Raw genomic sequence first — 25,307 nt, forward strand, 5'->3', positions numbered from 1 at the left:
GGAGCCCTCCCGCGGGGCTGACAACAGCTTTAGAGGAGACGAGCATGGCAATCCGCGTCGCGATCAACGGGTTTGGGCGCATCGGCCGCAACGTTCTGCGCGCTATCGCCGAGTCCGGCCGCAAGGACATCGAGGTGGTCGGCATCAACGACCTCGGCCCGGTCGAGACCAACGCACATCTGCTGCGCTTCGATTCCGTGCATGGCCGCTTCCCGGGTACCGTGACCGTCGAAGGCGACTCGATCAGCCTCGGCGACAACAAGATCAAGGTTTCAGCCGAGCGCGATCCCGCGAAGCTGCCGTGGAAGGCGCTGGGCGTCGACGTCGCGCTGGAATGCACCGGCATCTTCACCGCGAAGGACAAGGCCTCGGCGCATCTGACCGCGGGCGCCAAGCGCGTGCTGGTCTCGGCGCCTGCCGATGGCGCTGACGCCACCATCGTCTACGGCGTCAACCACGACACGTTGAACAAGGATCAGCTGGTCGTCTCCAACGGCTCCTGCACCACCAACTGCCTCGCGCCGGTCGCCAAGGTCCTGAACGACACCGTCGGCATCGAGACCGGCTTCATGACCACGATCCACGCCTACACCGGCGACCAGCCGACGCTCGACACCCTGCACAAGGACCTCTATCGCGGCCGCGCGGCAGCGATGTCGATGATCCCGACCTCGACCGGCGCCGCCAAGGCGATCGGCCTGGTGCTGCCGGAGCTGAAGGGCAAGCTCGACGGCGTCTCGGTCCGCGTGCCGACCCCGAACGTCTCCGTGATCGACCTCAAGATCGTCGCCAAGCGCGCCACCGACGCCAAGGAGATCAACGAGGCGATGAAGCGCGCCGCCGAGCAGCAGCTCAAGGGCATCCTCGGCTACACCAACGCGCCGAACGTCTCGATCGACTTCAACCACGATCCGCACTCGGCCACCTTCCACATGGACCAGACCAAGGTGCAGAACGGCACGCTGGTGCGCGTGATGGCCTGGTACGACAACGAGTGGGGCTTCTCGAACCGCATGGCGGACACCGCCGTCGCGATCGGCAAGCTGATCTAAGTTCGGCTGTTCGCGATGCCCGGCCCAAAGCCGGGCATCTGCGTCTTTGGCCCTCCGCATCCGCGGCCCCGACGGCCGCGACATCGGCAAGCGAACGCGACGCCGTCCATCGGACGGCTGTGTCCGGCCGCACAGGAAACGCTCATGACAAAATCGTTCCGTACCCTCGACGACGTCAATGTGAAGGGCAAGCGCGTGCTGCTGCGCGTCGACCTCAACGTTCCCATGGAAGGCGGCCGCGTCACCGACGCCACCCGGCTCGAGCGCGTTGCCCCCACCATCACCGAAATTTCCGACAAGGGCGGCAAGGTGATCCTGCTCGCCCATTTCGGCCGGCCCAAGGGACGCGATCCCAAGGAGTCGCTGAAGCCGGTTGCCGAAGCGCTGTCGAAGGTGATCAAGCGTCCGGTCGCCTTCGCCGAGGACTGCATCGGCGAAGCTGCTGCCACGGCGGTTGCAGCCCTCAAGGACGGCGACATCCTCTGCCTGGAAAACACGCGTTTTCACAAGGAAGAGGAAAAGAACGACGCCGGCTTCGTCGCTGAACTGGCAAAGCTCGGCGACATCTGGGTCAACGACGCCTTCTCCGCCGCGCATCGCGCCCACGCCTCGACCGAAGGCCTCGGCCACAAACTGCCGGCCTATGCCGGCCGCACCATGCAGGCCGAGCTCGACGCGCTCGGCAAGGCGCTGGAAGCCCCGACCAAGCCCGTCATCGCGATCATCGGCGGCGCCAAGGTCTCGACCAAGATCGACCTGCTGGAAAACCTCGTGAACAAGGTCGACGCGCTGGTGATCGGCGGCGGCATGGCCAACACCTTCCTGCACGCCCAGGGCGTCGCGGTCGGCAAGTCGCTCGCCGAGAAGGACCTCGCCGCGACCGCGCTGCGGATCATGGAGAAAGCCAACGCCGCGAACTGCGCGATCATCCTTCCCGTCGACGCCGTCGTCGCCAACCAGTTCGCCGCCAACGCGCCGTCGCACGCCTACGGCCTCGATGCGATCCCGGCCGACGGCATGATCCTCGACGTCGGCCCGCAATCGATCGCGCGCATCCATGCCGCGATCGACGACGCCGCGACGCTGGTCTGGAACGGGCCGCTCGGCGCCTTCGAGCTGACGCCGTTCGACCGCGGCACCGTGGTTTCGGCCAAGCATGCCGCCGAGCGCACCAGGGCCAAGAAGCTGATCTCGGTCGCCGGCGGCGGCGATACCGTCGCGGCGCTGAACCAGGCGGGCGTGGCCGGCGATTTTTCCTATGTCTCGACCGCGGGCGGCGCGTTTCTTGAATGGATGGAAGGCAAGCCACTGCCGGGCGTCGAAGTTTTGAAAAACCGTTGATTTAGTTCGAATCCGAACACGCACTACAGGGAGAAATGGAATGGCTCGCATAACGTTGCGGCAACTGCTCGACCACGCGGCAGAGCATGATTACGGCGTACCTGCCTTCAACATCAACAACATGGAGCAGGCGCTGTCGATCATGGCGGCGGCCTCCGAAGTCGACGCGCCGGTCATCATCCAGGCCTCGCGCGGCGCGCGCTCCTACGCCAACGACGTCATGCTCAAGCACATGATGGACGCCGTCACCGAGATCTACCCGCAGATCCCGGTCTGCGTGCATCTCGACCACGGCAACGAGCCCGCCACCTGCATGACCGCGATCCAGGCCGGCTTCACCTCGGTCATGATGGACGGCTCGCTGAAGGCCGACGGCAAGACCCCCGGCGACTGGGACTACAATGTCGGCGTCACCCGGACGGTGACCGGCATGGCGCATCTCGGCGGCATCTCGGTCGAGGGCGAGCTCGGCGTGCTCGGCTCGCTCGAGACCGGCATGGGCGACAAGGAAGACGGCCACGGCGCCGAGGGCAAGCTGTCGCATGACCAGCTGCTGACCAACCCCGACGAGGCCGTGAAGTTCGTCAGGGAAACCAAGGTCGACGCGCTGGCGATCGCGATGGGCACCTCGCACGGCGCCTACAAGTTCACCCGCAAGCCCGACGGCGACATCCTCGCCATGAACGTGATCGAGGAAATCCATCGCAAGCTGCCGAACACGCATCTCGTCATGCACGGCTCCTCGTCGGTGCCGCAGGAGCTGCAGGAGATCATCAACGCCAATGGCGGCAAGATGAAGCCGACCTGGGGCGTGCCGGTCGCCGAGATCCAGCGCGGCATCAAGAACGGCGTGCGCAAGATCAACATCGACACCGACAACCGGATGGCGATGACCGGCCAGATCCGCAAGGTGCTGAAGGACAATCCGGAAGAGTTCGATCCGCGCAAGTATCTGAAGCCCGCGATGGAAGCGATGACCAAGCTGTGCAAGCAGCGCCTGCAGGAGTTCAACACCGCGGGCCAGGCCAGCAAGATCAAGAAGGTGCTGACCACGGCTGACATGGCCAAGCGCTACGCCAAGGGCGAGCTCGATCCCAAGGTCGCCTGACGAGGCGACCTGACAACTTCTTGCCTGAATCATTAAGGCGGGACACCGGCTCTGACGCAGTCGGAAACGGTGTCCCGAAGGCTTGATCGCCGGCTGCGGCAAACGCCGGCCGCGACGAACGTTTTCTAGGCATTTGCCCGAGAACCGCCTATTTTGGTTTGCAAAGGCAATGCTCTGGAGGATGTTCCCGATGAACCTCGCTGACCTCAACAAAATTGCGCTTGCCATGGTCACCCCGGGCAAGGGCCTGCTCGCTGCCGACGAATCCTCCGGCACCATCAAGAAGCGCTTCGACGCCATCAAGGTCGATTCGACCGAAGACAATCGGCGCGACTATCGCGAGATGCTGTTCCGCTCGCAGGAGGCGATGAGCAAGTACATCTCCGGCGTCATCCTCTACGACGAGACGATCTGGCAGAACGCCAAGGACGGCACGCCGCTGGTCAAGCTGATCGAGCAGGCAGGCGCGATCCCCGGCATCAAGGTCGACGAAGGCACCCAGCCGCTGCCGAACTGCCCCGGCGAACTCGTCACCGTCGGCCTCGACAAGCTCGCCGAGCGGCTGAAGAAATATTACGAGCGCGGTGCGCGCTTCGCCAAATGGCGCGCGGTGATCGATATCGGCTCCGGCGCCGGCAGCCGCGGCATCCCGACCATGACCGCGATCCGCGTCAACGCCCACGCGCTGGCGCGCTACGCCGCGCTGTGCCAGGCCGCGCAGATCGTCCCGATCGTCGAGCCCGAGGTGCTGATGGACGGCGATCACGACATCGACCGCTGCTATGAGGTGACGCAGCGCGTGCTGAACCGCACCTTCCAGGAATTGCGGGTGCAGCGTGTCGCGCTCGAAGGCATGATCCTGAAGCCGAACATGGCCATATCCGGCAAGAAGTGCCCGAAGCAGGCGTCGGTGCAGGAAGTCGCCGAGAAGACCATCCGCCTGCTCAAGAGCTGCGTGCCGGCCGCGGTGCCCGGCATCGCCTTCCTGTCCGGCGGGCAGAGCGACGAGGAAGCGACCGCGCATCTCGACGCCATGAACAAGATCGGCCATCTGCCGTGGCGGCTGACCTTCTCCTATGGCCGCGCCTTGCAGGCGGCGCCGCAGAAGGCGTGGTCCGGCAAGCCCGACAACGTCCCCGCCGGACAGCGCGCCTTCTCGCATCGCGCCCGGATGAACGGGCTCGCGAGCACCGGCAATTGGGAAGCCGGCCTCGAAAAGCAGGCGGCATAGTTGGCCACCAAGCCCGTTCCGCCGCGGCCGGCGCCGCGCCTCTATCTGGCAACCCCGCCGGTCGACGAGCCCGCACGGCTTGCGGCCGAGCTTGCCGACGTGCTTGCCGCGGCCGACGTCGCGGCGGTTCTGGTTCGGCTGCGCGAGAGCGACCCGCGCAGCATGATCTCCACCGTCAAGGCGCTGGCGCCGGCGATCCAGCGCGCCGGTGCGGCACTCTTGATCGACGGCCATCCCGACATCGTGGCCCGCGCCGGCGCCGATGGCGCGCATCTGACCGGCGTCGCCGCGATGGAAGAGGCGATGCCTTCGCTGCGGCCCGACCGCATCGTCGGTGTCGGCGGGCTCGCGACACGCCACGATTCGATGGCAGCGGGCGAAGCCGGCGCCGACTACGTGCTGTTCGGCGAGCCCGACGCCAAGGGGCAGCGGCCCTCGGCGGAGGCGATCGCCGAGCGGCTGGAATGGTGGGACGAATTGTTCGAGCCGCCCTGCGTCGGCTTTGCGACCTCGCGCGAGGAGGCCGAGGCGTTCGCGGCGGCGGGCGCTGACTTCGTGCTGGTCGGAGACTTCATCTGGTCGGATCCGCGCGGCGCCAAGGCCGCCCTGGTCGAGATCGGCGAGGCTATTGCGCAGGCGCATGCCGCCACGTTCGGAACGGCCAAGGCCGAGGGATGACGCCGGAATGAAATGCCTGCGTCCGATAGCTGTTGCGCTCGGCTGCATGATGCTGACGGGCGGCGCGATGGCGCAGCTCTCGATCACGCCGCCGGCACAGACGCCACCCCCTGCGAAGAAGGAGGCGCCGAAGCCGAAGGTACATTCGCCGGTCGCGAAGAAGCCCGCGCCGAAGCCTGCCGCAACAGCGACGCCGAAGCCCGGCGCATCAGCGACACCGACCCCGACGCCGTCGCCGACCCCGGACGATCCCAACGTCGACCTCGTCTACGGTGCCTATCAGCGCGGCATGTACAAGACGGCGTTCGACCTGGCGACAGCGCGCGCGCAGAACAACAACGATGCCAAGGCCATGACGATGCTGGGCGAGCTCTATGCCAACGGGCTCGGCGTCAAGCGCGACTACGTCAAGGCCGACGACTGGTACAAGCGCGCGTCCGATGCCGGCGACCGCGAGGCGATGTTCGCACTCGCCATGATGCGGATCGCGGGCCGCGGCGGTGCGGTGGACAAGGATTCCGCGGTCAAGCTGCTGGCGTCGGCGGCCAAGCTGGGCGAACCCAAGGCGGCCTATAATCTCGCGCTGCTCTATCTCGACGGCCAGACCCTGCCGCAGGACCTCAAGCGCTCCGCTGAGCTGTTGCGCATGGCGGCGGACGCCGGCAGCCCGGAGGCGCAATACGCGCTTGCAACCTTCTACAAGGAAGGCACCGGCGTGCCGAAGGACCTCGAAAAGGCGGCGCGGCTGCTGCAGGCCGCCTCGCTGGCCGACAATGTCGATGCCGAGGTCGAATACGCCATCGCGCTCTACAACGGCTCCGGCACGCCGCGGAACGTGCCGGCGGCAATCGCGCTGCTGCGCAAGGCGGCCCGGCAGAACAGCCCGATCGCGCAAAACCGCCTCGCCCACGTGCTGGCGACCGGCGCCGGCGCCCCGATCGACAAGGTCGAGGCGCTGAAATGGCACACCGTCGCCAAGACCGCCGGCAAGGGCGACCCCGATCTCGACGACATCCTCGCCGATATGACCCCGGAAGACCGCGCCAAGGGCGAGGCAGCTGCCCGAAAATGGATCGGAAACAACGTCAAATGACGCCTTGACGGCGCCACTTCCAGAGGGCACCCAGTCCGAAGCCCAGGTGGCCGCGTTCCGTTCTTTTTTCGCCCGTCATCCTGAGGTGCGAGCGGAGCGAGCCTCGAAGGATGCACGGCCCCGGACCGGGCCGTCGATCCTTCGAGACGCGCTTCGCGCTCCTCAGGATGACGGGCTGAGATTTGCGCCCGCCGCTCTATCGACATTCACAATCTCGGTCACAAGTTCTCATCATGCTCTACTCCGCCCTCATCAATGTCATGGTCAAGGCCGCGCGCCGCGCCGGCCGCAGCCTCAAGCGCGACCTCGGCGAGATCGAACATCTCCAGGTGTCGCTGAAAGGCCCGGCGAACTTCGTCTCGCTGGCCGACAAGCGCGCCGAGGAGATGCTCCACACCGATCTCGAAAAGGCCCGGCCCGGCTACGGGTTCCTCGGCGAGGAAGGCGGCAAGCGCGAAGGCTCGGACAAGAGCCACACCTGGATCGTCGATCCGCTCGACGGCACCACCAACTTCCTGCACGGCATCCCGCAATTCGCGATCTCGATCGGGCTGCTGCGCGAGGACACCGTGATCGCGGGCGTGATCTACAATCCCGCCAATGACGAGCTCTACATCGCCGAGCGCGGCAAGGGCGCGTTCCTCAACGACCAGCGGCTCCGCGTCGCCGGCCGCCGCCAGCTCAACGAATGCGTGGTCGCCTGCGGCCTGCCGCATATCGGCCGCGGCAACCATCAGCTGGCGCTGCAGGAGCTGGCCGCGCTGCAGAGCAAGGTCGCGGGCTTCCGTCGCTTCGGCGCCGCCTCGCTCGACCTTGCCTTCGTCGCCGCCGGCCGCCTCGACGGCTATTGGGAACGCAACCTGCAGCCCTGGGACCTCGCGGCCGGCCTGCTGATGATCCGGGAAGCCGGCGGCACCGTCTCCGGCATCCAGGGCAACGACGACCCGCTGCAGACCGGCCACGTCGTCGGCGGCAACGAGTTCGTGCACGGCGAGCTGATCAAGATCCTGAAGCCGCTCGGGCAGTAACGCAGCGGCGCGAGCTATTCGTCGTCGTCATCATCGTCATCGCCGTCGCGAAATTCGCCGCCGATGCTCAGGCCTTCGATGGCGGTGGCGCCCTTCACCTTGACCACCCGGCGCAGCGGGACCGAACTCTCGCTACGCAACGCCTCCATCAAATGGTCCGAGTGGGTGACGATCCAGATATCGGCGCGGCGCGAGGCCTTGGCGATCAGCCGCGCCAACGGCGCCAGCAGCGATGGATGCAGGCTCGCCTCCGGCTCGTTGAGCACGATGAACGGCGGCAGCCGGTAGCCCATGAACACGGCGAGCAGGCAGATATATTTCAGCGTGCCGTCGGATAATTCGTGGGCCTTGAACGGGCGCGGCATATCCGCAAGCTGCAGATCGAACTCGCACTGGCCGTTTTGGACCCATGCGCGGAGCTCCGCGCCCGGGAATGCATCCTCGATCGCGGCCTGCAGCTCGGCGGCATCCTGCCGGATGGAGTAGAGCGTCGCGAGCGTCGCGGCCAGATCGCTGCCGTCGGCACTCAGCGACGGCGTCGTGACCGCGAGGCAGGGCTTTCGGATCGGCGACGCCTGATCGGTCCGGAAGTCGTGATAGAACCGCCAGCCCAGCATCGCGTTTCTGATCTGGTCGATCTCGGGGGAGTTCTTGCCGTCAAAGAAGCCGGCCAGCACGGTTTCGGACGGCAACAGCGCCTCCTTGTGGCTTTCCCAGACGCCGCTCTCGTTGCGGATGCTGACCAGCGCGTTCGTCCTCTCCACCATCAGGACTTTGCGCTTGCCGCGGATCATCTCGATCCGCTCGGACCTGATCATCGGCTCGCCGGCAAACGCCGCCTCAGCCGGGCCGGGATATCCGAGCTCGATCGAATATTTGATGTCGTCGAATCGTGCAGCCAGCCGCAGCCGGGGATCGTCGCCCCGCTTGCGCCTGCCGGACCAGGAGACCGAATTCAATCCGCCCTCGTCGGCGATGGTGTGGGTGATCCGGCCCGCCGCCGCGTCGCGCAACAGTGACATCGACTTGTAGAGATTGGATTTGCCGACGCCGTTCTCGCCGACGAACACCGACAGCGGGTGGATGGGCATGAAGAGCCGGCGAATGGAACGATAATTCGCGATCTCGATGTCGGTCGGGCGCATCACCTGCTCTCGATCGGCCGATGCCTGCGCATTCCGTCACCGTGCCAAGGACAATCCGTTCAATCCAGAGATGCAGTCTGGATTGGCGATGCCCCGAAAGCAAGCCGGCCCTGATTCAATCAGGACCGGCCTCGATGTCAGTGGCCGCCCGTTGCCGGCGCGGGCGGACCGTAGACTTCCGGCTTCTCGACCTTCTCCCGGTCACCGGCCAGCACGCGCTGCACGCTGACGAAGAACACCGGCACCAAGAGCAGCGCGAGGATGACGACGGCGATCATGCCGCCCATCACGCTGGTGCCGAGCGCTTGCTGGCTGGCGCCGCCGGCGCCGGTCGCGATCGCCATCGGCAGCACGCCGCAGACGAAGGCAAGGCCGGTCATCAGGATCGGGCGGAATCTGAGACTGCACGCCTCGATGGTCGCCTCGACCAGCGGCTTGCCCTGCGCGCGCAGGTCCTTGGCGAACTCGATGATCAGGATCGCATCCTTCGCCGCAAGACCGATGATGGTGATCAGGCCGACGGTGAAATAGACGTCGTTGGACAGCCCGCGCAGCGTCGCAGCCACCACGGCGCCGAAAATGCCGAGCGGAATGGTGAGCAGCACCGCGAGCGGAATGGTCCAGCTCTCATAGAGCGCGGCGAGCAGCAGGAACACCACCAGCACCGACAGCGCGAGCAGGAACGGCGCCTGCGAGCCCGACAGCTTCTCCTGCAGCGACTGGCCGGTCCATTCATAACCGAAGCCGCGCGGCAGCTTGTTGGCAAGCCGCTCCATCTCCGCGATCGCGTCGCCCGAGGTGAAGCCCGGCTTCGCCTCGCCGGAGATGCGCACTGCCGGATAGTAGTTGAAGCCCGCGATCTGCGTCGGCCCCTTCGTCCATTCGATGGTGGCGAAGGCCGAGAACGGCACCAGCTGGCCGCGACTGTTCTTGACGTTGTAGTTGAGGATGTCGTCCGCATTCATGCGGCTGGTCTTGTCGGCCTGCACGATGACGCGCTGCATGCGCCCGCGGTTCGGAAAGTCGTTGATGTAGTTCGAGCCGAGGTTGGTCGAGATCGTGTTGTTGATGTCCTCGAAGGTGAGGCCGAACGCACCGGCCTTCTCGCGGTCGATCATCAGGTTGACCTGCGGCGCCGGCGGCAGGCCTTCGACATAGACCTTCTGCAGGATCGGGCTGGCGTTGGCCTCCGCGACCAGGCGGTCGCTTGCGGCGATCAGCGCCGCATAGCCCTTCTGGCCGCGGTCCTGCAGGCGGAACGAGAAGCCCGACGAGTTGCCGAGATTGTCGATCGGCGGCGGCTGCAGCGCCGAGATCCTGGCGTCGCGGATCGACGACAGGTCGCGGTTGATGTCGGCAACGATCGCGGCGGCCGAATCCTTCGGGCCGCGCTCCGACCAGTCCTTCAGCGTGATGAAGGCCTGCGCCGTGTTCATGCCCTGGCCCAGGAAGCTGAAGCCGGTGAGGAAGGTGACGTTCTCGATGCCGGCGCGATCCTTCAGGTACTTCTCGACCTGCTCGACCGCACCTTCCGTGCGCGCATAGGACGATTCCGACGGCGTCTGCACGTCGGTCGTGATGAAGCCCTGGTCGTCGACCGGGAGGAAGCCGCCGGGCAGCCGCACGAAGCCGTAGGCGACGCCTGCGAACAGCACGAGATAGATCAGCATCAGCCGGCCGGTGCGCTTCAGCGAGCCCTGCACCGTGCGCGTGTAGCCGGCGCGACTGTTGTCGAGCACGCGGTTGAACCAGCCGAACACGCCCTTGCGGGCATGGCCGTGGCCCTTCTCGACCGGCTTGAGCAAGGTCGCGCACAGCGCCGGCGTCAGCGACAGCGCGAGCAGCGCCGAGAACGCGATCGCCGCCACCATCGTGACCGAGAACTGGCGGTAGATGATGCCGACCGAGCCGGGGAAGAATGCCATCGGCACGAACACCGCCATCAGCACCAGCGTGATGCCGATGATGGCGCCGGTGATCTGCGACATTGCTTTTCGGGTGGCTTCCTTCGGCGGCAGGCCCTCTTCGGCCATGATGCGCTCGACGTTCTCGACCACGACGATGGCGTCGTCGACCAGGATGCCGACCGCCAGCACCATGCCGAACATGGTCAGCATGTTGATCGAGTAGCCCACGGCCATCAGCGTGGCGCAGGTGCCGAGCAGCGCCACCGGCACCACGATGGTCGGAATGATGGTGTAGCGGATGTTCTGCAGGAACAGGAACATCACGATGAACACCAGCACCACCGCCTCGACCAGGGTCATCAGGACCTTCTCGATCGAAGCCTTCACCACCGGCGTGATGTTGTAGGGAATCTCATAGGAGATGTTGGCCGGGAAGAAGCGCGACAGCTCCTTCATCTTGGCCTCGACCGCGCTCGCGGTCGCCAGCGCGTTGCCCTTCGGCGACAGCAGCACCGAGAGGCCGGCGGTCGGCTTGCCGTTCAGGCGGGTGTTGAACTGGTAGCTGAGGCCGCCGACCTCGATCCGCGCGACGTCGCGCAGCCGCACCGTTGATCCGTCGGCATTGGCACGCAGGATGATCGCGCCGAACTCGTCGGGCGAGGAGAGCTGGCCCTTGACCAGCACCTGCGCGGAAATCTTCTGCGTATCGGTGCTCGGCTCGGCGCCGATGCTGCCGGAGGCGACCTGGGCATTCTGCGCCGTGATCGCCTTGTTGACGTCGTCGGCAGACAGGCCGTAGCCGACCAGCTTCGCTGGATCGATCCAGATGCGGAGCGAACGCTCGGTCGAATAGAGCGTGGCGCGGCCGACGCCGGGGATGCGGCGCACCTCGCCCAGCACGTTGCGGATCATGAAGTCGCCGAGGCCCACTTCGTCCAGCGAGCCGTCAGTCGAGTTCAGCGTGATGATCTGCAGCACGGCCGAGGAGGCTTCCTCGACCAGGATGCCCTGCTGGATCACGGCGCGCGGCAGCCGCGCCTCGACGCGCTTGAGGCGGTTCTGCACCTCGACCGAAGCCTGGCTGGTGTCGGTGCCCGGCTTGAAGTTCGCGATGATCTCGACCTGGCCGAGCGAATCGGAGGTCGATTCGAAGTTCAGGATGTTCGCGGCGCCGTTGAGCTCCTCCTCGATCAGCCGCGTCACGCTGTTGTACAGGTTCTCGGGCGACGCGCCGGGATAGCTCGTCGAGATCGAGATCGAAGGCGGCGCGATGATCGGGTACTGCGCGACCGCGAGCAGCGGAATCGAGATCGCGCCGACCAGACAGATGAACAGCGCGACGACCCAGGCGAAGATCGGCCTGTCGATGAAGAAGCTAGGCATGTCGGATCACTGCTTCGCGTGGGCGGTCTGCTGCGAATCCGATTGTGCTGCAGCAGCATCGACCTCGCGCCAGGCCAGCGGCCGGACCTTGTCGCCGGCGGCGAATTTCTGGAAGCCCTCGACCACGACCTTGTCGCCGGCCTTGAGGCCTTCGCTCACGAACCAGTGGCCGCCCTGCAGCGAGCCGGTGCGCACCGGCTGCACCGCGACGTGATTATCGTCCTTGACGACGAACACCTCGCTGCCGCCGCCGCCATTGCGCTGGATCGCCTGCTGCGGCACGGCGATCGCGTCCGAGTCGATGCCCTGCTCGATCAGCACGCGGACATACATGCCCGGCAGCAGGATGCGATGCGGGTTGGGGAATTCGCCGCGCAGGGTCACCTGCCCGGTATAGGCGTCGACCTTGGCGTCGGAAAACAGCAGCTTGCCCGGCAGCGGATAGATCGAGCCGTCGTCGAGCACGAGGCGTACCTTCATCGCGTCAGGCGCGATGCGGTCCAGATCGCCGCTCTCGAAGGCGCGGCGGAGCTGGTTCATCTCGGTCACCGACTGCTGGAAGTCGGCGTAGATCGGATCGAGCTGCTGGATGGTCGCAAGGCTCGCGGCGTCGTTCTGCACGACGAGCGCGCCTTCGCTGATGACGGCAGCACCGATGGTGCCGTCGATCGGCGCACGGATCGTCGCGTAGTCCAGGTTGAGCTTGGCACGCGCGACGTCGGCCTCGCGGCCCTGCACGTCGGCTTCGGCCTGCTTCAGGTTGGCAATCGCCTTCTCGTTCTCGGCCTCCGAGGTCGCGCGCTGGTTGGTGAGGGTCGCGATGCGGCGGGCCTGCAGCGAGGTCTGCTCGAGCACGGCCTTGGCGCGCGCCAGCGCCGCCTCGGTCGACTGCAATTCGACCTCGAACGGGCGCGGATCGATCTGGTACAGGGGATCGCCGACCTTCACCTCGCTGCCCTGATGGAACATGCGGTTGACGACGATGCCCGAGACGCGCGGGCGCACCTCGGAAACGCGGGTCGGGGCGATGCGGCCCGGCAGCTCGCGCACCATCGCGCGCGCCTGCGGCTTCACGGTGACCACGCTGACGTCCGGCTCGGGTGCTTGCACGGCGGCGGTTGCAGAATTCGGCTCGTCGCAGCCAGCAAGCAGTGGCGCCGTCACGGCCAGCATCAGAGCAATGCATGCCGATTGCGCGCGAAGTCCAGACATTGAGATGATCGCCCCTGTGGGTTGGTTAGGATAAACAAATGGCGGCGCCACAGCGGCACCGCTCTGCCCGCTGAAAATAAATCCTGCTTGCTGCGACGCAATGCGTTTCTCGGGCGGCTCAATGTCACACAATCCTATCGCTCTGATTTCGCGGCATGTTTTGACGACTCACCGGATTGTGAGCGGGTTCCATCGCAGGCTGTGGGAATGCGTTAAGGACTGCGCGAGCGGGAAAGTGGCCGTTTGCCTGCGCACAATGCCGCAGGTTGCAAACTCGTAATGCGCGGCGCGCGAATCGCCGACCGCCGCGCCCACCACCAAGCGACGCAACCGGCGTGCGTCTCGCGATCCGCGCGTGGGACTGGCGCTTTCTGCACACCCCTCATGCGCCGGCGCCCCGGAAAGCTGCACAAAGCGGCAACAGTCCACTCCGTATCAACCCCAGGTTCTACCGCCAGCCCCTGGATTCGGCTTTCCTCACTCCGCCGCTGTGCCATATTGCTCACAGATGCGGCCTTCGCGAACGGATGATCCGGCAATGCCCCCTTCCCGCTCCGAAATGGAGATCGAACTGAGCAAGCTGTCCTCGCCCAGGATCTTCCTGGTGCGGATGCTGGTGTTCCTGGTGCTCTGCGGCCTGGTCGGGGTGGTGCTGTACAAGCAGATCGTCACCGCCTTCTTCGCCAATCCCGGGCTCAACGCCCTGATCGGCGCGGTGCTCTTGATCGGCGTCATCCTGGCGTTCCGCCAGGTGATCCGGCTTTATCCTGAAGTGGCCTGGGTCAACAATTTCCGCATCGCCGATCCCGGCCTTGCGATCGAGCGCCGGCCGACGCTGCTTGCTCCGATGGCTGCCATTCTCGGCGGCGAGCGCACCGGACGGATGTCGATCACGCAGCAGACCATGCGGCATCTGCTCGATTCGATCGCAACCCGCCTGGATGAGGCCCGCGACATCTCGCGTTACATGACCGGCCTTTTGGTGTTCCTCGGCCTGCTCGGCACCTTCTGGGGCCTGATCGAGACGGTAGGCTCGGTCGGCAAGGTGATCGACGGGCTCAAGGTCGGCGGCGATGCCGGCGCGCTGTTCGATACGCTGAAGGAGGGCCTTGCCGCCCCGCTCGGCGGCATGGGCATCTCGTTCTCGTCCTCGCTGTTCGGCCTCGCCGGCTCGCTGATCCTCGGCTTCCTCGACCTGCAATCGAGCCAGGCCCAGAACCGCTTCTACACCGACCTCGAGGACTGGCTCGCCACCACCGTGCGCGGCATTTCCGGCGACGGCGTCGGCGGCGCCGACATGCAGGGCGCGATCGACCGGCTGCGTGCCACGCTCGAGGAAGGTGGCGGCGGCACGGGCGGCCGCAACACCACCGCGGCGATGGCCAATCTGGCCGAGGCGATCCAGGGGCTGGTTGCGCATATGCGCACCGAGCAGCAGATGATCCGCGAATGGGCCGACGGCCAGGGCGAGCAGAACCGCGAGATCAAGCGGCTGCTCGAACGCCTCGCCCGTCAGCCCGAGAAGAGCTGAGAGGGGCAGAGAATTTGGGTCTCGGCTCTGCTGAGCGGCGTTGCATGCCGCGCCGCGCCCGGGACACGAGAGAGGAGATTGTTTGATGGCCCTCGCCCGCTCGCGCCGTAGCGAATCCGGCTTCAACTACTGGCCCGGCTTTGTCGACGCGCTGTCGACGCTGGTGCTGTCGATCGTGTTCCTGCTGTCGGTGTTCCTCGTCGTGCAGTTCTTCCTGTCGCAGGAAGTGACCGGCAAGGACAAGGCGCTGGAGCAGCTCACCGCCAAGATCGCCCAGCTCAACGACCTGTTGTCGCTGGAGAAGCTCTCCAAGCTGACGCTCGACGACCAGGTCGCGCAGCTGCGCGCCGGCCTCGCCTCCGCCGAGGGCGAGCGCGACCGGATGAAGGGACTCTATGAGGGGCTCGCCAATTCCGGCAACGACGCGCAGGGCCGCGCCAACGAGCTCAACAAGGCGCTGGAGTCCGAGAAGAGCGTGTCGTCGCGCGCGCTGGCGCAGATCGAGGTGCTGAACCAGCAGATCAGTGCGCTGCGCCGCCAGCTCGCCGCGCTCGAGGAGGCGCTCGACGCCTCCGAGAAGCGCGACAAGGAATCGCAGAACCGGATCGCCGATCTCGGCCAGCGCCTCAACGTCGCGCTGGCGCAGCGGGTGCAGGAGCTGTCGAAATACCGCTCGGAATTCTTCGGCCGGCTGCGCGCAATCCTCGGCAACCGCCCTGATATCCGCATCGTCGGCGACCGCTTCGTATTCCAGTCCGAAGTGTTCTTCGACACCGGCCAGGCGACGCTGCTGCCGGAAGGCAAGACTGAGCTCGATACGGTGGCGAATGCGCTGATCGACCTCGACAAGCAGATCCCGGCCGAGATCGCCTGGGTGCTGCGCGTCGACGGCCACACCGACGTGCGGCCGATCACCAACAGCCCGCTGTTCAAGTCGAATTGGGAATTGTCCTCCGCACGCGCGATCTCGGTGGTGCAATACCTGATCTCGCTCGGTGTGCCGGCGCAGCGCCTGGTCGCCGCCGGCTTCGCCGAATTCCAGCCGCTCGACACCGCGCAGACCGAAGACGCCTACAAGCGCAACCGCCGCATCGAGCTGAAGCTGACGGAGAGGTAGGGCAGAAGCGGTCAGCCGCTCCGGCTCTAACCATCCGTCGTCCTGGCGACAGCCAGGACCCATGACCACCGCATTCGGTGATGAACGGGATCGCGGCCCCAGCATCGCGCGACAATTGCCATCAGTGGTTATGGGTCCCGGGTCAAGCCCGGGACGACACCGAGTGTGCGGCTCGACTTCCTCAGCGCCCGACCAACCCCAGCAACTGTTCCGGATAGCGCGCGCCCTGCACCTCGACCGCGGCGACCGCCTTGCCGATCTCGGCAAGATCGGCGGAGCTCAGCTCGACGCGCGCCGCGCCGATGTTCTCCTCGAGCCGATTGAGCTTGGTGGTGCCCGGGATCGGCACGATCCAGGGCTTTTGCGCGAGCAGCCAGGCCAACGCGATCTGGGCCGCCGTCGCCCCCTTGCCGGCGGCGATCCGGCCGAGCTGATCGACCAGCGCCTGATTGGCGCGTCGGGCCTCCGGCGTGAAGCGCGGCACGAGGTTGCGGAAATCGTCGTTCGCGAATGTCGTGCTGGCGCTGATCGCACCGGTGAGGAAGCCGCGGCCGAGCGGGCTGTACGGCACGAAGCCGATGCCGAGTTCTTCCAGCAGCGGCAGGATCTCCGCTTCCACCCCGCGCTCCCACAGCGAATATTCGCTCTGCAAGGCTGTCACCTTCTGCACGGCATGGGCGCGCCGGATGGTCTGCACGCCGGCCTCCGACAAGCCGAAATGCCGGACCTTGCCGGCGGCAATCAGGTCCTTCACGGCGCCGGCCACGTCCTCGATCGGCACGTCGGGATCGACACGGTGCTGATAGAACAGGTCGATCACCTCGATGTTGAGGCGCTTCAGCGAGGCGTCCGCGACCGCCTTGATGTGCTCGGGCCGGCTGTTCAGCGAGCGGTGCCGCTCGGCCATGGTTCCGATGTCGAAGCCGAATTTGGTCGCGATCACGACCTCGCTCCGGACCGGCGCCAGCGCCTCGCCGACCAGTTCCTCGTTGACGAAGGGGCCGTAGACCTCGGCGGTGTCGAAGAAAGTGACGCCGCGCTCGACGGCGGCGCGGAGCATGGCGATGCCTGCGGGCTTCTCCACCGCCGGACCGTAGGCGAAGCTCAACCCCATGCAGCCAAGGCCGATCGCCGAGACTTCGAGGTTACTGTTGCCGAGTTTGCGCGTCTGCATGATGTCTCTCCGCATCGATGACTGGATTCGTCGCAGCGGGATTTAGGACGTGCGTCGGCAGGCCATTAGACGTAGAAATCGGGATGAACTTATGAGCAGGGTTCATGAATGCCGCGGCCTGACGTCAACGACCTGATCGCCTTCCTCGCCGTCGCGCGCGAGCGCAGCTTCACCCGCGCCGCGGCGCAGCTCGGCGTCTCGCAATCGGCGCTCAGCCACACCATGCGCGCGCTGGAGGAGCGGCTCGGCGTGCGGCTCTTGACCCGCACCACCCGCAGCGTCGCGCCGACCGAAGCCGGCGAACGGCTGCTGCAGGGCATCGGCCCGCGCTTCGAGGAGATCGAGGCCGAGCTCACCGCACTCAGCGCGCTGCGCGAGAAGCCCGCCGGCACCATCCGCATCAACGCCGGCGAGCACGCCGCCGAGACGATCCTGTGGCCGGCGCTGGCCGAGTTCCTGCCGCGCTATCCCGACATCAAGGTGGAGATCACCGTCGACAACGGCCTAGCGAACATTGTCGCGGAGCGCTTCGATGCCGGGGTCCGGCTCGGCGAGCAGCTTGCAAAGGACATGATCGCGGTGCGGATCGGTCCCGATTTCCGCATGGTCGTGGTCGGTGCTCCCTCCTACTTCAAGCGGCGGGAGCGCCCGAAACGGCCGCAGGACCTGACCCAGCATGCCTGCATCAATATCCGCCTGCCGACCCATGGCGGCATCTATGCCTGGGAATTCGAGCGGCGTGGCCGCCCGCTCAAGGTCCGCGTCGACGGACAATTGGTGTTCAACAGCACCACATTGCGGATCAAGGCGGCGCTGCTTGCCTACGTCGCCGAGGACCAGGTGCGCACGCAACTCGCCAAGGGGCAGCTGATCCAGGTGCTCGACGACTGGTGCGCGCCGTTTCCCGGCTATCACCTTTATTATCCGAGCCGGCGGCAATCCGCTCCGGCCTTCGCACTGCTGGTCGATGCGCTGCGTTATCGCGGCTGATCGCGAACGGCAACGCGGCCAAGACGAAGTGCGCTTGCGATAGCCGCCTGTCCGCCGTTCGGTTCAGAGGACCATGTTCTAGACCGCGCCGACCGGCTCCGCGGCCGGTGCGTCCGGCTCCGCCTCCACGGTCACGAATTTGAGCCCGTAGGTCTTGCCACGGCGCCAGACTACTTCGCAGGGGTAGCGCTTGGCATGGTCGGCGAGCAGCGTCAGCGCGAGGCGATCCTTGACGTCGAACTCGACCTCGGTGGTGATCTTGGCGCCGCCGGGCGAGATGTCGACCACGGCGCAGGCGTTCTCGGTCACACCATCGTCGACCGTGATCCAGGCCGCACGGTTGTTGAGCTGGCGCCGCGGCTCGCGACTGACCTTGATCCGTGCTCCATTGCTCGCCATCGTCGTCGTCCTTGAAGACATTGGTCATTGAAAACTTGCAAGACCGCGCAGGTCGATCGACGCGCCCGGCACATAACCGCACGGGCCACAATGCCGTTCCCCCGTAAAGTCCGGCTTAGCGCGATCGCTTGAACTTTACCGGAATCTTGACGGGGCTTTTAGCAAACGGGGATTCTGCAATTCCCTCAGCGGGATACCGCCCATATTGGCGCTTCGGACCTTGACACCGCGACCGCACTGTTGGTGAAGTGACGGCGGTGGCTTCGGCCACATCCCTGCAACAAGAGCGCTTCAACCGCCCCTCTCCGACGGAAACGACCCATGCTGATTCCCTTAGCCGACGTGCCGCGCTGGTATGCCGAACGCAAGCCCACGGATGCGATCGCCGTCAGCCACGGTGCGGATGCGCTGACCTGGCTAGAGCTCGAGCGCCGCGCCAATGCGCGGGCGCGGGCCTTCGCCGCCAAGGGCGTCAAGCCCGGCGACTTCGTCGCGATCGGGCTGCCCAACAGCAACGCATTCTTCGAGACCACGTTCGCGGTGTGGAAATGCGGCGCGACGCCGACCTCGCTGTCATGGCGGCTGCCGCGCGGCGAGGCCGCCGCGGTGCTCGAGATCCTGAAGCCGTCGCTGGTGGTCGGCGGCGAGGCCGACTGGAACGCACCGAATTCGCTGCCGGTGAATTTCGTGCCGGAGGGATTTTCCGAGGAGCCGCTCGATGCGCCGATTGCGCGCTACTGGAAGGCGATGACCAGCGGCGGCTCGACCGGACGGCCGAAGGTGATCCTCGATCACAACCCCGCGGTGATCGAGACCACGACGCCGCTGATGCTGGGGATTCCGCATCAGGCCTCGCTACTCAACCCGGGCCCGCTCTATCACAACGCGCCGTTCATCCTGTCGCACTCCGCGCTGTTCGGCGGCGGCAAGCTGACCGGCATGGTAAAGTTCGACGCCGAGGAGACGCTGCGGCTGATCGAGCGCGAACGGGTGCAATGGGTCAACTTCGTGCCGACGATGATGCACCGGATCTGGGCGCTGCCCGAGGAGGTGCGCAACCGCTACGATGTCTCGAGCCTGCAGATCGTGTTTCACATGGCGGCGCCAATGCCGCCCTGGCTGAAGGAGAAGTGGATCGAATGGCTCGGGCCGGAGCGGGTCTGGGAGCTCTATGGCGGCACCGAACGGCAGGGCGCCTGCGTGATCTCGGGCGTCGAATGGATGGCCCACAAGGGCTCGGTCGGCAAGATTGGCGAGACCGCGCGCTTACGCATCATCGGCGAGGACGGCAACGACGTCGCGCCCGGCCAAACCGGCGAGATCTACTTCCTGCCCAATGACGGCGCGGGCTCGACTTATCACTATCTCGGCGCCACGCCGAAACGGCGGCCGGACGGCTGGGAATCGCTCGGCGATATCGGACGTCTGGATGAAGAGGGCTATCTCTATCTCGGCGACCGGCTCGCCGATATGGTGCTGCGCGGCGGCGCCAACATCTATCCGGCCGAGGTCGAGGCCGCGGTCAGCGAACATCCCAAGGTGCGCTCCTGCGTCGTGGTCGGATTGCCCGATCCGGAATTCGGCCAACGCGTGCATGCGATCCTCGAGCTCGCCGACGACACCGACGCGCAGGAGATCGCCGACGGCATGGGTGATTTCCTCAAGGACCGGCTCAGCCGCTACAAGCATCCGGAAAGCTTTGAGCGCGTCGGCACCGCGCCGCGTGATGATTCCGGAAAGGTCCGCCGCACCATGCTGCGCGACGAGCGCGCCGGGTGGATCAAGGACAACCGCGCCTTCCGCATCATGCCGGCGCGCGCGAAGGCATGATCCGGAATAGCGCAAGGCGGTTCTCCCTCGCGACAAACCCGGAACGGATTTGCGCGGAGATCATGCCCAAACAAGAAGCTAAGGCGCGACGACAGATCTCGGCGCGCTCCAGAAGCGAATAGATTCATCTATCTTGCGAGGGGCAGGTCTGCACGCCAGATGAGCTGTGCAGGCCGCCGCGCAGGGTATATCATTTCATCTTCCCTGCCGGCAGAACCTCGGATTAGCTTGGGGTTCCAGCGCCCTGCACGCCAGGAGATCCCGGATGCCTTCCACGACCGAACCGAAAGTGCCAGCGGCCTTTCAGCCTCGCCCCGAAGATTACCGCTATGACCTCGATCGTGCACTGATGAGCGTGGTCGGGCTGCATTCGATCATTCCGCCCGATGCGTTCAGCGCCGAGACGCTCGGCACCGAACGCACCGGCAACGGCGTGCTGATCGACGACGGGCTGGTGCTGACGATCGGCTATCTGATCACCGAAGCCGCCACGGTGTGGCTGCATCTCGGCGACGGCCGCGCGGTCGAGGGGCACGCGCTCGGCTTCGATTTCGAATCCGGCTTTGGCCTGGTGCAGGCGCTGGGCAGGCTCGACATCGATCCGCTGCGGATCGGCTCGTCGGCGGCAACGCAGGTCGGCGACAATGTCGTGCTCGGTGGCGCCGGCGGCCGCACGCGCTCGGTCGCAAGCCAGATCGCGGCGAAGCAGGAATTCGCCGGCTATTGGGAATATCTGCTCGACGAGGCGATCTTCACCTATCCGGCGCATCCAAACTGGGGCGGCACCGGACTGATCAACAATGCCGGCGAGCTGATCGGCATCGGCTCGCTGCAGCTCGAGCGCGAACGCTCGGGCCGCGCCGAGCATGTCAACATGATCGTGCCGATCGATCTGCTCAAGCCGGTGCTGAACGACCTGCGCAAGTTCGGCCGCGTCGACAGGCCGGCGCGGCCGTGGCTCGGCATGTACACGACCGAGATCGACAACCGCCTCGTGGTGGTCGGCGTCGCCAGCAAGGGGCCGGCGGCGCGCGCCGAGCTGAAGACCGGCGACGTGATCCTGGCGGTCGCCGGCGACAAGGTGACGAGCCAGACCGGCTTCTACCGCAAGCTCTGGTCACTCGGTACCGCCGGCGTCGACGTGCCGCTGACCGTCTATCACGAGGGCGTCACCTTCGATGTGACACTGACCTCGATCGACCGCATGAAGCTGTTGAAGGCGCCGCAACTGCATTGATACAGAACGAGAGGCAGCGGCGATGAGCGAGGCCGTGGTTGACGATATCGTGGCCGTGCTGCCGCCGCTGTTGCAGACGCTGGAATCGCTGTCCTTTGTCGCGCGCAACCTCAACCCGCCGGACTTCGATCGCGTGATGCAGATCGCGGGCGAGCCCGAGAAAGCGTTGCAGGCGGTGCGGCCGCGGCTGGCCGGTTGGCCGGAGAAATTCGCGCACATCAAGACCGCGCTGGAGGCGGCGATCGACGCGGCGCTGGCCGGCTATGCGGGACTGCGCGCGGTGCAGAACGGCGAAGGCGACCTCGTCGGCGTATTCCGCGCGCTGCGCTATCTGCCGCGCGCACAGGAGGCGCTCTATCCCCTGACCGAGCTGCCGCCGGTCAGCGGCTTCTTCATCGCGCCCGACCTGCGCGAGGACCCTGGGCTGCAGGCAAAGCTCGCGGCAACGCCGAACGACGACACCGGCATCTTTCATGAGCACAACGAACCGGGCAGCCGCGGCGGCTTCTCGATGTACGTGCCGGAATACTACACGCCGGATCGCGCCTGGCCGCTGGTGATGGCGCTGCATGGCGGCAGCGGCAACGGCCGCGGCTTCCTGTGGAGCTGGCTGCGTGACGCGCGCAGCCGCGGCGCCATCCTGGTGGCGCCGACCGCGACCGGCCAGACCTGGGCGCTGATGGGCGAGGACACCGACACGCCGAACCTCAATCGCATTCTCGACCAGGTGCACGCGCGCTGGAATATCGACGCGACACGGATGCTGCTGACCGGCATGAGCGACGGCGGCACCTTCAGCTATGTCACCGGGCTCGACGGCGCGTCGCGCTTCACGCATCTGGCGCCGGTCGCGGCGACCTTCCATCCGCTGATGGCGGAAATGGCCGATGCGGATCGGCTGCGCGGCTTGCCGATCTTCATCACCCATGGCCGGCTCGACTGGATGTTCCCGGTGCAGACCGCGCGGCAGACCCAGGGCCTGCTGTCGGCCGCAGGCGCCAGGGTGACCTATCGCGAGATCGACGATCTCAGCCACACCTATCCGCGCGAAATCAACTCGGAGATCTTGCGGTGGCTGAACGGCGAGCGTGCCGACGGCGTATGATGCGCCGCCGGCCGCTTTGCCTTACTCGTTCATCCGCGGCTTGAGCAGGTCTGAAAAGCCGACCCGGTGCAGCATCTCGTTGCGGACGCGGTCGATCACGCCGAAGGCGACCTCGGCACCGTCCTGGGTCGGATCGACGTGGACGCGGAACGGCCGCTTGCCGAACGGCGTGTCGACGACCTCGACGATCGCGTCCGCGACCAGCGACGCATCGGCATCCTCGGGCACGATCGCCGCGAACGCCTTCATGATCTCCTCGCCAAAGCCGGCATAGGGACCGGCTTCGTATTCGGCAACCCGCGCCTCGTCGGCAGGACGGCCGGAATGCGCGAAGTGGTTGGTGCCGCCGGTGAAGGCGCCGGGCACGATGATCGAGGTCTCGATGCCCCAGCGCGCGAGCTCGCGGGCATAGATCACCGCCATCGCATCCATGCCGGCCTTCGCCGCGAAGTACGGCGCGAGATAGGGCGGCGTGCCGCCGGCCGAAGAGCTGCTCGACACCCAGACCACAAGTCCCCTGCCCTGCTTGCGCAGCTGCGGCAGCGCCGCGCGGTTGACGCGCTGGGTCGAGAGCACGTTGACATCATAGAGCTCGGCGAGCTGCTCCGGCGTGAAGGCTTCGGCCGGGCCGAACACCATGTGTCCGGCATTGTGCATGACGACGTCGAGGCGACCTTCTTCTGCAACAATCTGCGCGATGGCCTTGTCGACCGAAGCCTGCGAGCCGACATCGAGCTCGAGCGAGCGCAGGTCGACGTTGTTATCCCTCGCGAACTCTTCGATATCCGCAACGGCCGCGGCGTTGCGGCCGGTGGTGTGGCGCATCGAGGCATAGACGGTGTGGCCGGCCCTGGCGAGCGCGTCGGCGGTGAGGCGGCCGAAGCCGCTCGAGGCGCCGGTGATGACGATGACCTGTTTCATGACACGTGTCCTTGCGATGACGAGTTGAACGAGTGTTGGGTTGAAAGCGTCAGACCAGGCCGCCATTGGCGCGCAGGGTCTGGCCGTTGATCCAGGAGCCGTCGGGACCGGCGAGGAACGACACGGCGGAGGCGATGTCGTCGGGCGTGCCGAGCCGCTCCAGCGGGACCATCTTGGCGAAGCGCTCGATCAGTTCGTCCGACTTGCCGTTGAGGAACAGATCGGTCGCGGTCGGGCCCGGCGCGACCGCATTCACGGTGATGCCGCGGCCGCGCAACTCCTTCGACAGGATCGCGGTCAAGGATTCGATCGCGGACTTGGTCGCGACATAGATGCCGTAGCTCTCGAGCCTGGTGCCGACCACGCTGGTCGAGAAGTTGACGATGCGTCCGCCGTTGCGCAGCCGGCGCGCCGCCTCGCGCATGGTGTTGAAGCTGCCCTTCAGATTGACCGCGACCTGCTGGTCGAAGGTCGCATCGTCGCTGTCGGCGATCCTGCCGAGCTTCATGATGCCGGCATTGTTGACCAGCACGTCGACGCCGCCGAACGCCGCTTCCGCCGCGTCGAACATGCCGCGCACCGCGTTGGGGTCGCTGACATCGGCCTTCGCGGTCAGCGCCCGGCCGCCGGCGGCCTCGATCCGGTCGACCACCGCCTGGGCCGGCCTGGCATCGCCGGAATAGTTGATGACGACGGTGAAGCCGTCCCTGGCGAGGCGCTCGGCAACCGCCGCGCCGATCCCGCGCGAGGCGCCCGTCACCAGAGCTACCTTGTTGGTTTGGTTGGTCATTTTCAGTCTCCCATCAGTTGCGCGGCTGGGGCCGCGCTCGATGGGAGAACACTACGCCTTGGCATTAGCCGGATAATCGTGCATCTTTTGGCATCACTATTCGGTATTATCGGACAATAGATGGATCGCTTCGATGCGATGCGTGTGTTCACCCGGGTGGTCGAGCGGCGCAGCTTTTCGCTGGCTGCCGACGATCTCGGGCTGCCGCGCTCGACGGTGACGGACGCGGTAAAAGGGCTGGAAGCGCGGCTCGGCGTGCGGCTGCTGGAGCGCACCACGCGCACGGTGCGCCCGACGCTCGACGGCGAGGCGCATTACCGCCGCTGCCTTTCGCTGATCGCCGATCTCGAGGACGCCGAGGGTGCGTTCGGCGGCGCGCGGCCGAAGGGGCTGCTTCGCCTCGAGGTGCAGGGCACGCTGGCGCGACACTTCCTGCTGCCGAACCTGCCGGGCTTCTTTGCGGAATATCCCGATATCGAGATCAACATGAGCGAGAGCGACCGCTTCATCGATCTGATCCGCGAAGGCGTCGACTGCGTGCTGCGCTTCGGCAAGCTGCCCGACAGCGACATGATCGCGCGGCAAGTCACGATGCTGGAGCGGCTGACCTGCGCCACGCCGGACTATTTCGCGCGCTTCGGTGTGCCGACCGATCCGTTCGCGCTCGACGGCCATCGCATGATCGGCATCCGCTCGCTGACGACGGGACGCTTGCGGCCGATGGAGTTCGTGATCGACGGCGAGCTGAAGCAATTTCCGCTGCCCGCGCCGATGGCGGTGACCGGCCCCGAGAGTTATCTGGCGAGCGCCAAGCTCGGCCTCGGCCTCGTGCAGGTGCCGCGCTTCCACGCCGAAGCCGATCTCGCCAGCGGCACGCTGGTGGCGGTGCTGCAGCGATGGCTGCCGCCAATGGTGCCGGTCAACCTGCTCTATCCGCGCAACCGCCAGCTCTCGCCGCGCGTGCGCGTGTTCATCGACTATGTGATGCGGGTGTTCGTGCGCAGTTGATCGAACGCCGGAACCACAGCGAACCCT

General features: G+C 66.2%; 21 protein-coding genes. 14 read left to right on the top strand and 7 right to left on the bottom strand.

Features of this window, described 5'->3' with window-relative positions; genetic code table 11:
• Positions 1-44 precede the first annotated feature (44 nt).
• The 7 genes from gap (at position 45) to CK489_RS00280 (ending at position 7,531) form a co-directional block, all read left to right on the top strand.
• Positions 45-1,052: a type I glyceraldehyde-3-phosphate dehydrogenase gene (gene gap / locus CK489_RS00250; protein ID WP_050629742.1), complete on the top strand. Its 1,008-nt coding sequence runs from the start codon at positions 45-47 to the stop codon at positions 1,050-1,052.
• A gap of 144 nt (positions 1,053-1,196) precedes the next feature.
• Positions 1,197-2,393 carry a phosphoglycerate kinase gene (locus CK489_RS00255; RefSeq protein WP_050629743.1) on the top strand — a complete coding sequence of 399 codons (1,197 nt, stop codon included), beginning with the start codon at positions 1,197-1,199 and terminating at the stop codon, positions 2,391-2,393.
• 40 nt (positions 2,394-2,433) lie between these two features.
• Complete coding sequence (fba, locus tag CK489_RS00260) at positions 2,434-3,501, top strand: class II fructose-bisphosphate aldolase (RefSeq protein WP_095730882.1); 1,068 nt, start codon at positions 2,434-2,436, stop codon at positions 3,499-3,501.
• Between the two features lie 190 nt (positions 3,502-3,691).
• The gene (locus CK489_RS00265; protein WP_050629808.1) at positions 3,692-4,732 is read left to right on the top strand and encodes a class I fructose-bisphosphate aldolase; all 1,041 of its coding nucleotides are present in this window, start codon (positions 3,692-3,694) and stop codon (positions 4,730-4,732) included.
• Positions 4,733-5,410: a thiamine phosphate synthase gene (locus CK489_RS00270; RefSeq protein WP_095730883.1), complete on the top strand. Its 678-nt coding sequence runs from the start codon at positions 4,733-4,735 to the stop codon at positions 5,408-5,410.
• Between the two features lie 7 nt (positions 5,411-5,417).
• Complete coding sequence (locus tag CK489_RS00275) at positions 5,418-6,503, top strand: tetratricopeptide repeat protein (RefSeq protein WP_198960790.1); 1,086 nt, start codon at positions 5,418-5,420, stop codon at positions 6,501-6,503.
• Between the two features lie 233 nt (positions 6,504-6,736).
• Complete coding sequence (locus tag CK489_RS00280) at positions 6,737-7,531, top strand: inositol monophosphatase family protein (protein WP_095730884.1); 795 nt, start codon at positions 6,737-6,739, stop codon at positions 7,529-7,531.
• A gap of 14 nt (positions 7,532-7,545) precedes the next feature.
• On the opposite strand, the gene CK489_RS00285 is transcribed toward CK489_RS00280, so the two are convergent.
• The 3 genes from CK489_RS00285 to CK489_RS00295 all read right to left on the bottom strand — a co-directional run bounded on the left by CK489_RS00285 (position 7,546) and on the right by CK489_RS00295 (position 13,178).
• Complete coding sequence (locus CK489_RS00285; protein ID WP_095730885.1) at positions 7,546-8,676, bottom strand: AAA family ATPase; 1,131 nt, start codon at positions 8,674-8,676, stop codon at positions 7,546-7,548.
• A gap of 137 nt (positions 8,677-8,813) precedes the next feature.
• Positions 8,814-11,966: a multidrug efflux RND transporter permease subunit gene (locus CK489_RS00290; protein WP_095730886.1), complete on the bottom strand. Its 3,153-nt coding sequence runs from the start codon at positions 11,964-11,966 to the stop codon at positions 8,814-8,816.
• Positions 11,967-11,972: 6 nt separating this feature from the next.
• Positions 11,973-13,178, bottom strand: a complete 1,206-nt coding sequence (locus CK489_RS00295) for an efflux RND transporter periplasmic adaptor subunit (protein ID WP_095730887.1) — start codon at positions 13,176-13,178, stop codon at positions 11,973-11,975.
• A gap of 538 nt (positions 13,179-13,716) precedes the next feature.
• Here CK489_RS00295 and CK489_RS00300 point away from each other — a divergent pair.
• Complete coding sequence (locus tag CK489_RS00300; protein ID WP_050629747.1) at positions 13,717-14,709, top strand: hypothetical protein; 993 nt, start codon at positions 13,717-13,719, stop codon at positions 14,707-14,709.
• A gap of 85 nt (positions 14,710-14,794) precedes the next feature.
• Positions 14,795-15,826, top strand: a complete 1,032-nt coding sequence (locus CK489_RS00305; protein ID WP_095730888.1) for a peptidoglycan -binding protein — start codon at positions 14,795-14,797, stop codon at positions 15,824-15,826.
• A gap of 181 nt (positions 15,827-16,007) precedes the next feature.
• Here the strand turns inward: CK489_RS00305 and CK489_RS00310 are convergent, their stop codons facing one another.
• A complete protein-coding gene (locus tag CK489_RS00310) occupies positions 16,008-17,000 on the bottom strand; it encodes an aldo/keto reductase (RefSeq protein WP_050629749.1) in 993 nt (330 codons plus the stop codon).
• Positions 17,001-17,108: 108 nt separating this feature from the next.
• On the opposite strand from CK489_RS00310, the gene CK489_RS00315 reads away from it, so the two are divergent.
• Positions 17,109-17,990 carry a LysR family transcriptional regulator gene (locus CK489_RS00315; protein WP_095730889.1) on the top strand — a complete coding sequence of 294 codons (882 nt, stop codon included), beginning with the start codon at positions 17,109-17,111 and terminating at the stop codon, positions 17,988-17,990.
• 78 nt (positions 17,991-18,068) lie between these two features.
• Here the strand turns inward: CK489_RS00315 and CK489_RS00320 are convergent, their stop codons facing one another.
• Entirely contained in the window at positions 18,069-18,389 is a 321-nt protein-coding gene (locus tag CK489_RS00320) for a PilZ domain-containing protein (RefSeq protein WP_158226392.1), read from the bottom strand.
• 321 nt (positions 18,390-18,710) lie between these two features.
• Here CK489_RS00320 and CK489_RS00325 point away from each other — a divergent pair, with 321 nt between their 5' ends.
• The 3 genes from CK489_RS00325 (at position 18,711) to CK489_RS00335 (ending at position 22,561) form a co-directional block, all read left to right on the top strand.
• Complete coding sequence (locus CK489_RS00325; RefSeq protein WP_095730891.1) at positions 18,711-20,219, top strand: AMP-binding protein; 1,509 nt, start codon at positions 18,711-18,713, stop codon at positions 20,217-20,219.
• Positions 20,220-20,484: 265 nt separating this feature from the next.
• Entirely contained in the window at positions 20,485-21,456 is a 972-nt protein-coding gene (locus CK489_RS00330; protein WP_050629752.1) for a S1C family serine protease, read from the top strand.
• A gap of 22 nt (positions 21,457-21,478) precedes the next feature.
• Complete coding sequence (locus CK489_RS00335) at positions 21,479-22,561, top strand: carboxylesterase family protein (protein WP_095730892.1); 1,083 nt, start codon at positions 21,479-21,481, stop codon at positions 22,559-22,561.
• 21 nt (positions 22,562-22,582) lie between these two features.
• Here CK489_RS00335 and CK489_RS00340 read toward each other — a convergent pair whose 3' ends face one another.
• Together CK489_RS00340 and CK489_RS00345 are read right to left on the bottom strand one after the other, a co-directional pair.
• Positions 22,583-23,482 (bottom strand): SDR family oxidoreductase, encoded by a 900-nt coding sequence (locus tag CK489_RS00340; RefSeq protein WP_095730893.1) that lies wholly within the window; start codon positions 23,480-23,482, stop codon positions 22,583-22,585.
• 49 nt (positions 23,483-23,531) lie between these two features.
• A complete protein-coding gene (locus CK489_RS00345; protein WP_095730894.1) occupies positions 23,532-24,272 on the bottom strand; it encodes an SDR family oxidoreductase in 741 nt (246 codons plus the stop codon).
• Between the two features lie 120 nt (positions 24,273-24,392).
• On the opposite strand from CK489_RS00345, the gene CK489_RS00350 reads away from it, so the two are divergent.
• Complete coding sequence (locus tag CK489_RS00350) at positions 24,393-25,280, top strand: LysR family transcriptional regulator (protein WP_095730895.1); 888 nt, start codon at positions 24,393-24,395, stop codon at positions 25,278-25,280.
• Positions 25,281-25,307: the final 27 nt, after the last annotated feature.

Origin of the sequence: Bradyrhizobium sp. UFLA03-84, assembly GCF_002289535.1 — a bacterium.
In the GTDB taxonomy this organism is placed as follows: domain Bacteria; phylum Pseudomonadota; class Alphaproteobacteria; order Rhizobiales; family Xanthobacteraceae; genus Bradyrhizobium; species Bradyrhizobium viridifuturi.